Origin of the sequence: Ruegeria pomeroyi DSS-3 (assembly GCF_000011965.2) — a bacterium.
Lineage (GTDB): Bacteria > Pseudomonadota > Alphaproteobacteria > Rhodobacterales > Rhodobacteraceae > Ruegeria_B > Ruegeria_B pomeroyi.
This window is the reverse complement of record NC_003911.12, coordinates 1118837-1131824: the sequence shown is the minus strand read 5'-3', so window position 1 is coordinate 1131824 and position 12988 is coordinate 1118837. Positions and strand designations below refer to the sequence as shown.

At 65.2% G+C, this 12988-nt stretch carries 11 protein-coding genes; 7 read left to right on the top strand and 4 right to left on the bottom strand.

Annotated features, from left to right (window positions below; all coding sequences use genetic code 11):
• Positions 1-23: 23 nt before the first annotated feature.
• The 3 genes from SPO_RS05455 to SPO_RS05445 are packed head-to-tail and all read right to left on the bottom strand — an operon-like array spanning position 24 to position 2936.
• Positions 24-1529, bottom strand: a complete 1506-nt coding sequence (locus SPO_RS05455) for a tripartite tricarboxylate transporter permease (protein ID WP_011046822.1) — start codon at positions 1527-1529, stop codon at positions 24-26.
• A gap of 23 nt (positions 1530-1552) precedes the next feature.
• Positions 1553-1981 carry a tripartite tricarboxylate transporter TctB family protein gene (locus SPO_RS05450; RefSeq protein WP_044027981.1) on the bottom strand — a complete coding sequence of 143 codons (429 nt, stop codon included), beginning with the start codon at positions 1979-1981 and terminating at the stop codon, positions 1553-1555.
• Positions 1982-1991: 10 nt separating this feature from the next.
• Complete coding sequence (locus tag SPO_RS05445) at positions 1992-2936, bottom strand: tripartite tricarboxylate transporter substrate binding protein (protein ID WP_011046820.1); 945 nt, start codon at positions 2934-2936, stop codon at positions 1992-1994.
• 203 nt (positions 2937-3139) lie between these two features.
• Here SPO_RS05445 and SPO_RS05440 point away from each other — a divergent pair, with 203 nt between their 5' ends.
• The 7 genes from SPO_RS05440 to SPO_RS05410 all read left to right on the top strand — a co-directional run bounded on the left by SPO_RS05440 (position 3140) and on the right by SPO_RS05410 (position 11584).
• Positions 3140-3880 (top strand): YebC/PmpR family DNA-binding transcriptional regulator, encoded by a 741-nt coding sequence (locus SPO_RS05440; RefSeq protein WP_011046819.1) that lies wholly within the window; start codon positions 3140-3142, stop codon positions 3878-3880.
• A 202-nt stretch (positions 3881-4082) separates the two neighbouring features.
• Positions 4083-4817 carry a glutamine amidotransferase gene (locus SPO_RS05435; RefSeq protein ID WP_011046818.1) on the top strand — a complete coding sequence of 245 codons (735 nt, stop codon included), beginning with the start codon at positions 4083-4085 and terminating at the stop codon, positions 4815-4817.
• Positions 4818-4885: 68 nt separating this feature from the next.
• On the top strand, positions 4886-6547 hold the full coding sequence (locus tag SPO_RS05430; RefSeq protein WP_011046817.1) for an FAD-binding dehydrogenase: 1662 nt from the start codon (positions 4886-4888) through the stop codon (positions 6545-6547).
• A 755-nt stretch (positions 6548-7302) separates the two neighbouring features.
• On the top strand, positions 7303-9405 hold the full coding sequence (locus SPO_RS05425) for a dynamin family protein (protein ID WP_011046816.1): 2103 nt from the start codon (positions 7303-7305) through the stop codon (positions 9403-9405).
• The gene (locus SPO_RS05420; protein WP_011046815.1) at positions 9402-10304 is read left to right on the top strand and encodes a dynamin family protein; all 903 of its coding nucleotides are present in this window, start codon (positions 9402-9404) and stop codon (positions 10302-10304) included. Before SPO_RS05425 ends, SPO_RS05420 begins: the two co-directional genes overlap by 4 nt.
• Before the next feature lie 87 nt (positions 10305-10391).
• Positions 10392-10757: a hypothetical protein gene (locus SPO_RS05415; protein ID WP_044029055.1), complete on the top strand. Its 366-nt coding sequence runs from the start codon at positions 10392-10394 to the stop codon at positions 10755-10757.
• Between the two features lie 38 nt (positions 10758-10795).
• Positions 10796-11584, top strand: coding sequence for a hypothetical protein (locus tag SPO_RS05410; protein ID WP_011046813.1), 789 nt, complete (start codon positions 10796-10798; stop codon positions 11582-11584).
• A gap of 27 nt (positions 11585-11611) precedes the next feature.
• On the opposite strand, the gene SPO_RS05405 is transcribed toward SPO_RS05410, so the two are convergent.
• The gene (locus SPO_RS05405; RefSeq protein ID WP_011046812.1) at positions 11612-12988 is read right to left on the bottom strand and encodes a hypothetical protein; all 1377 of its coding nucleotides are present in this window, start codon (positions 12986-12988) and stop codon (positions 11612-11614) included.

Here is a 12988-nt window from a genome sequence, read left to right as displayed (position 1 = left end):
CGCCGGAGAGAAGGGCCACAGGCTCAGCGCGTTTCGCTCTCGGTGTCGCGGCGGCGCGCCAGCGCCACCGCCGTGACCAGTGCCAGCGCCATCAGCACCAGCGCAAACGGATAGTCGAGCAGCTTTTGCGGCTGACCATTCAGCAGCGCGAGCGTCTGCGACAGCGAGATTTCCAGCCGGGGGCCGAGAAAGAAGGCGATGATGAAGACCACGACCGAGATGCCGAAGGCCGACATGACATAGGCCAGAAGCGCAAAGACCAGCATCACCCCGATGCCGAACAGCCCGCCCGAGGCCAGTGCCACGCCGACGAAACACATCAGCAGCGCCGAGGCAAAGATGAAGGGTTCCGGCGCCGAGACCACCCGCACCCAGAACCGCAAGCCCAGCTGCCCGACCCAGAGGTTGATCAGGTTGGCGATGATCATCGCCCCGAACAGGCCATAGACCAGCTGCCCCTGTTGCGAGAACAGGAAGGGGCCGGGCTGGATCCCGTGGATCATGAAGGCGCTGATGATCAGCGCGGCGCTGACGCTGCCGGGGATGCCGAGCGTCAGCATCGGGATCATGTTGGCGCCCATGACCGAGGAATTGGCCGACTCGGACGCGGCGATGCCGTGCAGGCTGCCCTTGCCGAAGCTCTCTGGCTCTTTCGATGCCTGCCGGGCCGAGGCATAGGACATGAAGGCCGCCGCCGTCGAGCCGATGCCCGGAAGCGCCCCCAGGATGGTGCCGATCACCGCGCCGCGCAACATGGTAAAGCGGCAGCCCCAGTATTCGGCCCAGCTGACGCTGCGGTCGGCGCGCGGCTGGTTGCGCGGCAGGGTGATCGCCGGGCGCACGGTGCCCCTCGTCTCGCTCAGCCGTTTCAGCAGTTCCGAGATTGCCAGCATGCCGATGGCGACCGAGGCCAGTGGCAACCCGTCGTAAAGCTCGTAATTGCCGAATATCAGCCGGGGCGAGCCATGTTCGGGGTCGGTGCCCACCATCGCCGCCATCAGGCCCAGCGCGATGGCCACCACGCCCTTGACCAGCGACTGACCCATCAGCCCGGCAATGACCGCAAAGGCGAGCAGCATCAGGCCCAGCACCTCGACCGGGCCCATGCGCAGCGCCAGGATCGCCATTGGCGCCGAAACGGTGATCAGCACGATATCGCTGAACGTGTCGCCGGTGATCGAGGAGAACAGCGCCATCTTGGTCGCCTTGAGCGGTTTGCCCTGTTTCGCCAGCGGATAGCCGTCAAGCGCGGTTGCCGCCGCATCGGGGGTGCCGGGGGTATTGAGCAGCACCGCCGGGATCGCACCACCCACCAGCCCGCCCTTGTTCACCCCCACCAGAAAGGCGATGCCAGTGAGCGGGTCCATGCCAAAGGTGAACGGAATGGCGATGGCCGTCGCCATCACCGGCCCGATCCCCGGCACCGCGCCGACAAACTGCCCCAGCGCCACGCCGAACAGGATGAACAGCAGGTTGATCGGGGCCAGGGCATCGCCGAACCCGGCGAGAATGACGCTCAGTTCCGGCATCTTTGGCCTTTCGTCATGAGAGGTTAGGGCAGCGGGCGGTCGAGCAGCACCGCCACCGTGAACCAGATCGCGGCGGGCATTCCGGCGGCCCCCAGCACCAGCCAGAGCGGCCGCCGTTCATGCGCAAGCCACATCAGCACCAGCGCCATGGGCGGTGCGACCAGGACAAAACCCAGCCAGGACATCGCCGCCAGCCCCAGCACCAGAACCCCGGCAAAGAGCATGGCGCGTGCCCAGTAAAACCGGCCCGGGCGCACATCGCCCGGCGGGCGGATCAGCAGCGCCAGACCGCAAAGGCCCAGCACCACCGCCAGAATGCGCGGCAAGGTCCGGGGCTTGAGCCAGCCATAATCGGCCGCCTGCGCCTGCCAGGGGATGATGCTGACGAAAAACGCCACCGCCAGCAGGATCAGGCACAGGCCCAGGAGTCGGTCGCTTGTCTTGGCTTGCATCACCAGCGCTTCACTTGCCGAACAGCGCGCCCACGTTCACCAGCCCGTCGCGCAGCATCTTTTCGGTGCCCTCGGGGCCCATGTTCTCGATCGGGGATTTCAGCGAGTTCATCACCACCGTCTTGACCTCTTCGCTGTCGAGCGCAGCGGCCAGCGCCTCGGTGATCGCCATGCGGGCATCCTCGGGCGTGCCCTTGCCGGCGGCAAAGAAGAACACCGGATCGACATAGATGTCATAGCCCTGTTCCGGCAGCGTCGGGATGTCGGGGGCATAGTTGTGGCGGGTGTTGTTCATGCTGGCGATCATCTTGATCTCGCCGCTTTCCAGGAAGGGCAGATGCTCGCCCGCCTCGAACCCGGCGATGGCCTGTCCGCCCAGCACCAGTTTCAGGTTCTCGGCCCCGCCCTTGGTCGAGAGGAACTGGAACTCGGCCCCCGATTTCGCCATCACCTGGCGCATCGCCAGTTCCTGCGGCTTGGCGTCAAAGGCAAGCGGTGCCGCCCCGTTGGCCTTGGCATATTCGATCAGCCCGGCGACATCGTCGAAGGGCGCGTCAGCCCGTGCAAACAGGCCCAGCTGCGCCCTGGCCGCGGTGCCGAGATAGTCGAAACTGTCCAGATCGAACCCCAGATCGCCCGGCTTGTTCACCAGATTGACCAGGATCGGCATGTTGACCCCGAGACCAACCACCGAGCCGTCGGCGGGGCGGTTGGCGATACCGGCGAACATGGCGACACCGCCGCCGCCCGGCTTGTTCTCGGCAATCACGTTCCAGCCGGTCTGCTCCTTCATCACCTTGGCCACGACCCGACCGATGGTGTCGGTCGAGCCACCGGCGCCGAACCCGATCTGAAGCGTCAGGTTGCCCTTGGGCGCCCATTCGGCATGGGCGATACCGGCCACGAATAGACCGGCCGCAGCCGCAATCGCGGCAATTGTCTTGCGCAATGTCATGGTTCTGTTCCTCCCTGAACATGGCCTGCGTCCACGGGAGCGCCCGCGTCGCATCGTCGTAGGCTCTGCCCCGAGTAAAGCATAATTTACTTAACAAGCCAACAAATTTTCCCGACCCCGGCGGAGAGCGCAACGGGGATTGAAGCTCCCCCGGCCCTTCGTCTATAGAAGCGCGGTCAAGCCAAAAACGTCGGGAGTTCCTCATGGCCGGCCATTCCAAATGGGCAAATATCCAGCACCGCAAGGGCCGACAGGACGCCGCGCGGTCAAAGCTGTTCTCGAAGTTCTCGAAAGAGATCACCGTAGCGGCCAAGATGGGCGACCCGGATCCGGACAAGAACCCGCGCCTGCGCCTGGCGATCAAGGAAGCCAAGTCGCAGTCCATGCCCAAGGACAATATCGAACGCGCCATCAAGAAGGCGATCGGCGGCGATGGCGATGCCTATGAGGAAATCCGGTATGAGGGCTATGGCCCCAACGGCGTGGCGGTGATCGTCGAGGCGATGACCGACAACCGCAACCGCACCGCGTCGAACGTGCGCTCGACCTTTACCAAGCATGGCGGCAACCTGGGCGAGACCGGCTCGGTCGGCTTCATGTTCGAGCGCAAGGGCGAGGTGGTCTATCCCGCCTCGGTGGGCGATGCCGACACCGTGATGATGGCCGCGATCGAGGCCGGCGCCGAAGACGTGGAAAGCTCGGAAGAGGGCCACGTGATCTGGTGCGCCGATACCGACCTGAACGAGGTATCGACGGCACTGGAAGCGGAGCTGGGCGAATCGGATTCGACCAAGCTGGTCTGGAAACCCTCGACCACGACCGAGCTGGACCTTGAAGCGATGCAAAAGCTGATGAAGCTGGTCGATGCGCTGGAAGACGATGACGACGTGCAGCGCGTGACCACCAATTTCGAAGCCTCCGACGAGGTCATGGCGGCGCTCTAAACCCGCCCAAGGCAGGGGGCGCTGCCCCCGCCGCCCGTTCCGGGCGACTCCCCCGGAGTATTTCCGACCAGAAAGAAGCAGCGGCGCCTGCTCTCTTCATTTCACCCCAAATACTCCGGAGCGCGCGGCAGAGCCTCGATCGGTCCCCTGCTGGCCATGCGCGCGCTTGCCCGGCGGGGCGCTGCGCGCTAGAGCAGGCGCCATGAAACGCTTTCTGATCCTGCAACTGCGCCCCGAAACCGATGCCGCCGATGCCGAGTTCGCCTCGATCCTCGACAAATGCGGGATCGGGCCGGAGCGGGCGCATAGAATCCGGCTGGATTGCGAAGACTTGCCCGAGGGGCTGGATGTGACCGACTATGCGGGCGTCATCGTCGGCGGCGGCCCTGGTTGTGTCAGCGACGACCCCGCCACCAAGCCCGCGACCGAGGCGCGGATCGAGGCGGCGATCCTGGGGCTGATGCCGCAGATCACCGGTGCCGATCATCCCTTCATGGGCTGCTGCTATGGGCTGGGCGTGCTGGCGGCGCATCTGGGCGGCGCGGTTAGCAAGGCGCGCTATGGCGAGCCGGTCGGCCCCTCGACCTGCACGCTCACCGAAAGCGGCGCCACCGATCCGCTGACCGCTGGTCTGCCCCCGGTTTTCGAGGCCTATGTCGGCCACAAGGAGGCGGTGCAGGCGCTGCCACCGGGCTGCACCCATCTGGTCGCCTCGGACCCCTGCCCGTTTCAGATGATCCGCTGGGGCGAGAATGTCTATGCCACCCAGTTCCACCCGGAAGCGGATGCGCAGGATTTCGAACAGCGCATTCAAATCTACAAGGATCACGGCTATTTCCCGCCCGAGGATGCGGCGCGGCTGATCGAGCTCTGCCATTCGGCCGAGGTTACGGCGCCGGGCGAGATCCTGCGCCGTTTCGCCGAGCGCTACGGCTGACCCAACGGCGCCGTTGCCTGCTGGCCCGCCCCCGTCCTAGGCTGAAGCCAGGACAGGGGAGGATGGATATGGGCGCGAATACCGCCGATGCGATCATCGTGGGCAGCGGGCTGGCCGGGCTGGTCGCCGCCGCCGAACTGGGCGATCGGGGCAAGCGGGTGATCCTGCTGGATCAGGAACCCGAGAGTTTCCTGGGCGGCCAGGCCTTCTGGTCGCTGGGCGGGCTGTTCATGGTCGATACCCCCGAACAGCGCCGCATGGGCATCCGCGACTGCGCCGATCTGGCCCTGCGCGACTGGCTGGGCAGCGCCCAGTTCGACCGCGCCGAGGACGCCTGGCCACGCAAATGGGCCGAGGCCTATGTGGAATTCGCCGCCGGCGAGATGCGCCCCTGGCTGCATGGGATGGGCTTGCGCTGGTTCCCGGTGGTAGGCTGGGCCGAGCGCGGCGGATCCTATGCCAACGGGCATGGCAACTCGGTGCCGCGCTTTCACATCACCTGGGGCACCGGGCCGGGCGTGCTGGCGCACTTTCTGCGCCGGGTGCAGGACCATGTGGCGGCGGGCCGGATCGAGATGCGGTTTCGCCATCAGGTCAGCCATATCATCATGCAGAACGGCGCCGCGACCGGCGTTTCTGGCGAGGTTCTGGCCGAGGACAGCGCCCAACGCGGGCAAAGGACCAACCGCGACGAGATCGGCGAGTTCGAGGTCTACGCCCCCTCGATCCTGGTCACCTCGGGCGGGATCGGGGGCAATTTCGACCTGGTGCGCAAGGCCTGGCCGCGCGACCGGCTGGGCGCGCCGCCGCCGAACATGGTGGCGGGCGTACCGTTTCATGTCGATGGCCGGATGATCGCGATTTCCGAGCGCGCAGGCGGCCATGTGATCAACGGCGACCGGATGTGGCATTACACCGAGGGCGTGCGCAACTGGGATCCGATCTGGCCCGAGCATGGCATCCGCATCCTGCCCGGCCCCTCGTCGATGTGGTTCGACGCGCGCGGCAACCGGCTGGCACCGCCCTGCCTGCCGGGGTTCGACACCCTGACCACCCTGCGCGAGATCCTGAAGACCGGCCATGATTACAGCTGGTTCGTGCTGACCCAGAAGGTGATCAAGAAGGAATTCGCCCTGTCGGGGTCCGAGCAGAACCCCGATTTCACCTCGGGCAAATGGTCCGAAGTGATCCGCCAGCGCATCCTGTCGGGCAAATCCGCCACCGCCCCGGTCGAGGCCTTCAAGGAGCATGGCGAGGATTTCGTTGTCGCCCACAGCCTGAGCGAGCTGGTGCGCGGCATGAACCAGCTGGGCGAGGTGGCGATCGACGAGGATCACCTGCGCGCCCAGATCGAGGCGCGCGATGCGCAGATGGACAACCCCTTTACCAAGGATGCGCAGGTGATGGCGATCCACGCCGCGCGCAACTATCGCGGCGACCGGCTGATCCGCACCGCCAAGCCGCACAAGTTCCTCGACCCCGCCAATGGCCCGCTGATCGCGGTGCGCCTGCATGTGCTGACCCGCAAGACGCTGGGCGGGCTGCATACCAACCTGGATGGCCAGATGCTGGGCAGCGATGGCCAGGTGGTGCCCGGCCTGTTTGCCGCCGGAGAAGTGGCCGGGTTCGGCGGCGGCGGCTATCACGGCTATAACGCGCTGGAGGGCACGTTTCTGGGCGGCTGCCTCTTTTCAGGCCGCAATGCCGGGCGGTCTCGGGCGATTGCCTGAGCGGCAGGCCCGCCCGGGCGATCGCCCGATCTCCGCCATCGGCCGCTTGCACTGATCCGGCGCTCCCTTTGCATCTGAAAACACAAGAAAGCCCCCAGCCCAGCCCCAGATCACGGGCCTTGCCGACCGGCACCCCGGAAACAGAACAAAGAGCCGCGCGCGGACAGCCGATTACCTCGCCGACGATCTAGGCGCTGGCATGCCGGACAATTTCTCAAAACCGCATGCTGTCAGCAGGTCGGGCAAGGCACCGGTCCGCAGCTGACGATCCATCCGCTCTGACCCCGGCGCAAGGGTCGCGCACCAGGCGCATGGGGGTATCTGTGAGACCGCCACCGCCCCTGAATCCTGGCCGCAACACCGTTTTTCAAGAGCAGGTGGTCAAGTCAATTCCAAGGCGACGTGGATTGCCACTGCTCAAGCCGATTCCCTCTCTGCTTGCAAGGTGTTCCGGTCATGTCGCTGTCAGGCCCGCGACCTGAAGCCAAGGAACAATTCACATAACAAGATGTATTGAAACACTAATTCATGCGGATTTCCGCATCTTAGGGCGAAACCAACGCGCCGGGGTACATTTGTCAAAATGTTAGTGAATTTCTTAACAGATTTCGCAAAAAAATTTACAAAGACAAATTATCATCCCTGGTTTGCCCCAATTTTGCCTTTCACGGCTGTTTGTTCCAGTTCCAGAAAAAGAAGGTAACTAGCCCCCATCAATTTCTTGCCCGCACAGACCAACAAGGATCAATAGCGTCATGGACGAGACCCAAGAAAGCCAGCGCGCCGGCATTCGCGCGCTCCCCTTCCTGCACCTTGGACACGGGAGCCTGTCCCGGCTTGCCGGAGACTTCGAGGAGCTCAAGGATCTCTTGCTGGACATTCATGCGCTCGAGGGCAAGGGTCGCCGCAGCCAGGTCGCTCGCCAGTTGAAGGAGCTTGAGGATTTTAAGCCCAGCGTCACGATGCTGGGGCAGATCAAATCCGGCAAGACCTCGCTGGTCAACGCCATGGTTGCCCGCCCGGGACTGTTGCCTGCGGATGTCAATCCCTGGACTTCGGTCGTCACTTCGCTGCATCTCAACGCGCCGCGCCGGGAAGAGGATCCGGTGGCCTCTTTCCAGTTCTTCAACGGCGATGAATGGGATCATCTGGTTGCCAATGGCGGACGCATCGGCGAGTTGTCCATGCGCGCCGGCGCCGATGAAGAGTTGCAGAAAATCCAGGCGCAGGTTGCCGAGATGCGCGAGAAGACCCGCAAACGGCTGGGTCGCCGGTTCGAGCTGCTGCTGGGCCAGAAGCACGATTACCGGCATCTGGATGACGAGCTGATGCAGCGCTATGTCTGCCTGGGCGACGATTTCGAGATGGCGGGAAGCAGCGACCAGCAAGGCCGGTTCGCCGATATCACCAAATCCGCCGATCTCTTTCTGTCGCTGCCCTCGCTGCCGGTGCCACTGTGCCTGCGCGACACGCCGGGGGTGAACGATACCTTTCTGATGCGCGAGCAGATCACCATCAAATCCCTGCGCAACAGCCGGCTCTGCGTGGTGGTGCTGTCGGCGTCCCAGGCGCTGAGCTCGGTGGATATGGGGCTGATCAGGATGATCTCGAACGTGCGTTCTGAGGGCATCGTGATCTTTGTCAACCGCATCGACGAATTGCCCGATCCGATCAATCAGATCCCCGATATCCGCGACAGTATCCTGGCAACCCTGCAAAAGATGAACGGGCCCGAAAATCCGCGGATCGTCTTTGGCAGCGCGCTTTGGGCCAATGCCGCGCTGGCACCGCAAACCCATCCGCTCAACGAAAGCAGCGCCGCCTCGCTGCGCAGCTATGCCGGGGCAGTTCTGCAAGAGGCGGTCCAGAACCCCGAGATCGACGCCGCGCTGATGTGGCAGCTCTCGGGCGTGCCTGACCTGTTTCAGACCATCGGCGAGCGCATTGCCGACGGCGTCGGCGCCCGCCTTCTCTCCGAGGTCCGCCAGCGGGCGGCCAACCAGGTTTCCAGCATGCAGGCGGCCTGCACCGTGGCGTCGATGCGGATCGAGGGCAACCAGATCTCGGTGATCGAACCTGCCGCACTCAACCAAATGCTGCGGCGCCTGGAATCCGTCAGCATGGCGCAGATGGATACCGCGCTGGATCAGGTCTTTGCCACCTTCTCGGCGCGGGTGGATCAGGCCCATAACAAATTCCTGGAACGGGCGGTCGCATCCCTGCTTCAGCATCTGGAAAGCTACGGGGAAAACGAGACCTGGCAATATGCGCCCGACGGGCTGCGGATTTTGCTGCGCTCGAGCTATCAGGTGATGCGCAAGAACCTGCTGGCCGCCTGTACCCAGGTCTATTGCGACGCGGCCTCGGCGATCCATGACACTTATGAGCAGACGGTTTCCATTCAGGTCAGCGGCTTTCGCATCGCCCCCGCCGCCGCGCCCGAAGTGCCGCCGCCGGTTGCGATCGGCGCGACGATCGCGCTTGATCTGCAAACCTCGTGGTGGAAGGGATGGTGGCAGCGCCGGCGTGGCTATCGCGCCTATGCCAGCAGCTTCTATGACCTGATCAAGGCCGAAACCGCCCCGATCATCCACGAGCTGAAAGAGCAGCAGACCGCCGAAATCCGGCAGGACGCCCGAGAGCGGCTGATGGATTTCTTCAGCGAACAGCGGGCCTTGCTGATGGAAGTGGCGGAAAAAACAAGGCTCAGCGTGGGCGATCTGAACAATCTGTTCGGTATCGCCGCGCAACAGGAGCAGGCAGAGCTGTTGGGGCTTCTGCTCAAGGAACTGACATCCAGCGACGCGGGCCAGACAGACGCTCCGGCGAAATCCACACGTGAAGGAGCAGCGGCATGACGACGCCAGAGGGAGGGGCCCGCAAGCCTCGCATCGGGATCATGGGGGAATTCAGCGCCGGCAAGAGCACGCTGTCGAACCTGCTGCTGGGTCAGCGCATCCTGCCCGAGCAGGTGACAGCCACGCGCCTGCCGCCGGTCTGGATCGTCCAAGGCGACAAGCCCGCACAGCGCGCGGCGCTTGATGGCAGCCTGCATCCGATGTCGCTTGTCGATCTCGAAGAGATTTCCCTGGAAGAGACCCTGTATGTCAAAATCGGCATTGATGCGCCGGTTCTGGACGAATGCGACCTGATCGACTTTCCCGGCATCTCGGACCCGAACATGCCGTCCGAGGTCTGGGAGCGGATGCTGGCCGAAGTCGACAGCGTGCTGTGGTGCACACATGCCACGCAGGCCTGGCGCCAGTCCGAGGCCGCGGCCTGGGGCATGGTGCCCGAAGCGGTGCGCCAGCGCAGCCTGCTGCTGATCACCCGGTTCGACAAGCTGACCACCCCGCTTGACAAGCTGCGGGTGCAGACGCGGGTCGCGCGCGAGACCGAGGGCCTGTTTGCCGGTGTCTGTCCGATCTCCCTGACCGAAGCATTGGCGGCGGCCCCGGACAGTCCGGAATGGGAAGCCTCCGGCGCCGAGACCTTTGCCGACGCATTGGAGGCGGTCGTTCGGGCCGCGGCATGCGGCGGCCTGCCCGAGGCCATGCCCGCCCAGACCCAGCTCACGGCCCCTGCCGCGCCGGAACCGGCAGAGCCTTCGACAAGCGCACCGCAGCCGGCGCCCGGCCGCGTGATGCCGCGCCGGGTGCGGCCGAAGGGCGAGACGCGAACACCGCGTCCCAGCGCGCGGCCGCAAGCGGCGGATCAGGACCTCAGCGCCCTGCGCAGGGAAATGCAGGAGACGTGAAGAAGGGGGTTGTAATCCGGGACGCGTTGCGTTTGTGAATTGACCTGCGGGCCGGCCGGAACCGGCCTCTCGAGCAGGGCCAGCGAGATGACGGTATTGGAAGCACTGGATCGGTTGCACACTCAGTTTCCCGCCTGCGGGACGCTGGCCTATGCCGACCTGGCGGCAGGCATGGTCCTGGTCGCCAACAGCCAGTGCGCGCTGGACCGCCATGCGCTGGACGCGCTATGTGCCGAGGCGGGCTGCCTGCTGGGTGAGGCCAGTTCGCCGCCGCTTGGTTCCAACGCCCCCGACATCGCCCTGGCGCAACAGGCCGGCAGGCTCTTGCTTGCCCTTCGCGCGCCGGAGCAGCCCTCGGATGCACTGTTGTGCCTTGCCGATCCGGAACTGGATCTGGGCGGGTTTCGGAGCGCGGCGCGGGACTGTCTGACCGCCATCAGCGCCGAAGCCTGACATCACCGCCCTCACGACCTTCGAACGGGAAACCAGACGTGACACATGACGACGCAATTGCCGACAACCTGGCGGCCCTGGCTGCCCGGCAGACCGTGTTCCGGGATGGCAAGCGTGTCATTTCCAACGGGTTTTTCCCGCCGCCCCTTCCCGCCATCCTGCAAGAGATCGCCACCACGGTCCTGCCACGGCAGGTGACCTTCCAGGCCGGGGACAGCCACCTCTCCCTTGTCGTTTCCGAACGGCGCCTGATGGCGCTGACATCGGCCAGCAGCGATCTGGCAGAGGTGCAGCCGCTGATCGGAACCGGGCTGTCGCATGACCAGCCCGATGTGCTCGAGGCGGTCGCCTCGGCACTGGTCCGGCTGTCGCAGATGGAACAGCCAGTGCTGGTCGATACCGGGTTTTCGGGGCCAAGCGAGGGCCAATCCGGTCTTGGGGTGCCGCTGGGCATGCTGAAGGATCTCATCGCGCTGGATCAGGCCGAGCAGGAACGGCCGATGGCGTTCTTCATCGACGCCAGTGCCGACCTGTATGTCGCCTGCCTGCTTCACACCGACGGCACCTGGATGGAAGCCGCCGAGGACGAGACAGTTCTGGCCAGCCTGCAACAGGTGGCGGATGTGCAGTGGGAGCGTTTTCAGGCCTCGTTCGCCAAACACGCGGCCCCTCTGGCGGCGCCGCGACTGATCTCGCTTGGCGCGGTTCTGGAGGACGGGCTATGCGTGTCTGTTGTCTGGGCCGACGGTGAATATGCATTGTTTGCCCATAGCCAGGCCGATCTGGTCGGACTGCACGAGATGTGGCGGCGGGTTTTCACCCTGTAAGGTGAAAACCCCGACGCCGGGCCGGGTTCAGGCGGCAAGCTGCGCCTGCATGTCCCGTTTCAGCTGCAACAAGATACTGGTGGCATCAAACAGCGAGGTTTCATCCTCTTCCACCTGGATCAGATGCAGCAGGTCTTCCGCCTCGGAGACCGCGCCGCGCATTTGCGCCAGCGCGCCGTCACTCCCGTTACCGCATTCGTCCAGATGTTCGCTCAGCCATTGCACCGATTGCAGGGTTTGGCGGATAAGCGGTGCGTGGTCCCTGGCGGTCTTCGTCTGCAGCGTCTGGCTCAGGCTCTGCGCCTGCCCCGAGAGATAGTCCAGCGCCTGATCATAGGCTTGCCGGATCTCCGGCCCAAGGGCCGGATCGGCCGCCGCCCCTGGCACGGCGGTGGGGGGCGGCACCGGTGTGTCGGCCGCGGTGACCGCCTCGGGCTGCTCCGGGGGGATGGTGGCTGGCATGGCTGGGCGTGCCTGCACGTCGTTGGGCGCCGGGGCGGCGGCAACCGCTGGCATGGCTGCCTGTTCGTGCACCGCCTCGGCCTCGGGAAGAACCGAAACCGCTGGTGCCGGGTCCGCTTTGGGTGTGGCGGGGCGGTATTTTCTGAGCAGGCTGTCGGCCTGATCCAGTGCCGCCTGTCGTTGCAGCTTCACCTCATGCATGATCACAGAGATAAGCGCCTGCCCGCCCGAGCGGCGCAGGCGGTCACGGTCGACCGCTCCATCCGGGTGCCGCGCGGCTTGCGCCTCCAGCGTGGCCAGCGGCAACAGCTGGTTGAATTGCTCGGCGGCACCGTCCTGAAGCGCCGCCAGAACCGGTTGCAACCGGCCCTGCGCCGCAAGGTCATCCGCCTTGGTGACCAGCAGGAAGGCGCTGTCCTTCATCTGCTCGGAGGCGCGCGACCAGGCAGCCTGTTCGGCGGCACCAAATTCCTGTGTGCACCACAGCGAGATACCGGTTCTGTCGGCCGCCCAGGGAACCGCCCGCTCCAGCGCGGCAGCATCGGGCGCCACGATCTCGGTGACACTGATCTGGTTCAGCGCCGGCAGCGGCAACCGGGCCTCGATATAGACCGCCGCCTTGCTGGCCAAAGCGACGGGATCGAAACCCGACAAGCGGAAGGGGCTGCCATCCGCCAGCACCCCGCTGCTGGCGGCATCTGGCCCGCCGCTGATCTTCAGCGTCGGAAAGGAGATACCCGCCGGGATCACCTCGCGCCCCAGCAGCAGGTTCACGACACTGGACTTGCCCGACCCGGGCAGGCCGAACAGCGTCACGCCGACGGGCTGGTCCAGTTTTTGCAACAACGCCCCGGCCGCGGCCTGCAGATGGGCGGGGATATGCCCATCTGCCAGCGCGCGCCGCACTGCTTCGCCGGTTTGCGCGGTCTCGCTCTGCGTCAT

Bases quoted from the DNA above. Each gene is read 5' to 3' on its own strand.
- SPO_RS05455 (WP_011046822.1), bottom strand. From the start codon at position 1,529: ATGCCGGAACTGAGCGTCATTCTCGCCGGGTTCGGCGATGCCCTGGCC.
- SPO_RS05450 (WP_044027981.1), bottom strand. From the start codon at position 1,981: ATGCAAGCCAAGACAAGCGACCGACTCCTGGGCCTGTGCCTGATCCTG.
- SPO_RS05445 (WP_011046820.1), bottom strand. From the start codon at position 2,936: ATGACATTGCGCAAGACAATTGCCGCGATTGCGGCTGCGGCCGGTCTA.
- SPO_RS05440 (WP_011046819.1), top strand. From the start codon at position 3,140: ATGGCCGGCCATTCCAAATGGGCAAATATCCAGCACCGCAAGGGCCGA.
- SPO_RS05435 (WP_011046818.1), top strand. From the start codon at position 4,083: ATGAAACGCTTTCTGATCCTGCAACTGCGCCCCGAAACCGATGCCGCC.
- SPO_RS05430 (WP_011046817.1), top strand. From the start codon at position 4,886: ATGGGCGCGAATACCGCCGATGCGATCATCGTGGGCAGCGGGCTGGCC.
- SPO_RS05425 (WP_011046816.1), top strand. From the start codon at position 7,303: ATGGACGAGACCCAAGAAAGCCAGCGCGCCGGCATTCGCGCGCTCCCC.
- SPO_RS05420 (WP_011046815.1), top strand. From the start codon at position 9,402: ATGACGACGCCAGAGGGAGGGGCCCGCAAGCCTCGCATCGGGATCATG.
- SPO_RS05415 (WP_044029055.1), top strand. From the start codon at position 10,392: ATGACGGTATTGGAAGCACTGGATCGGTTGCACACTCAGTTTCCCGCC.
- SPO_RS05405 (WP_011046812.1), bottom strand. From the start codon at position 12,988: ATGACGCAGAGCGAGACCGCGCAAACCGGCGAAGCAGTGCGGCGCGCG.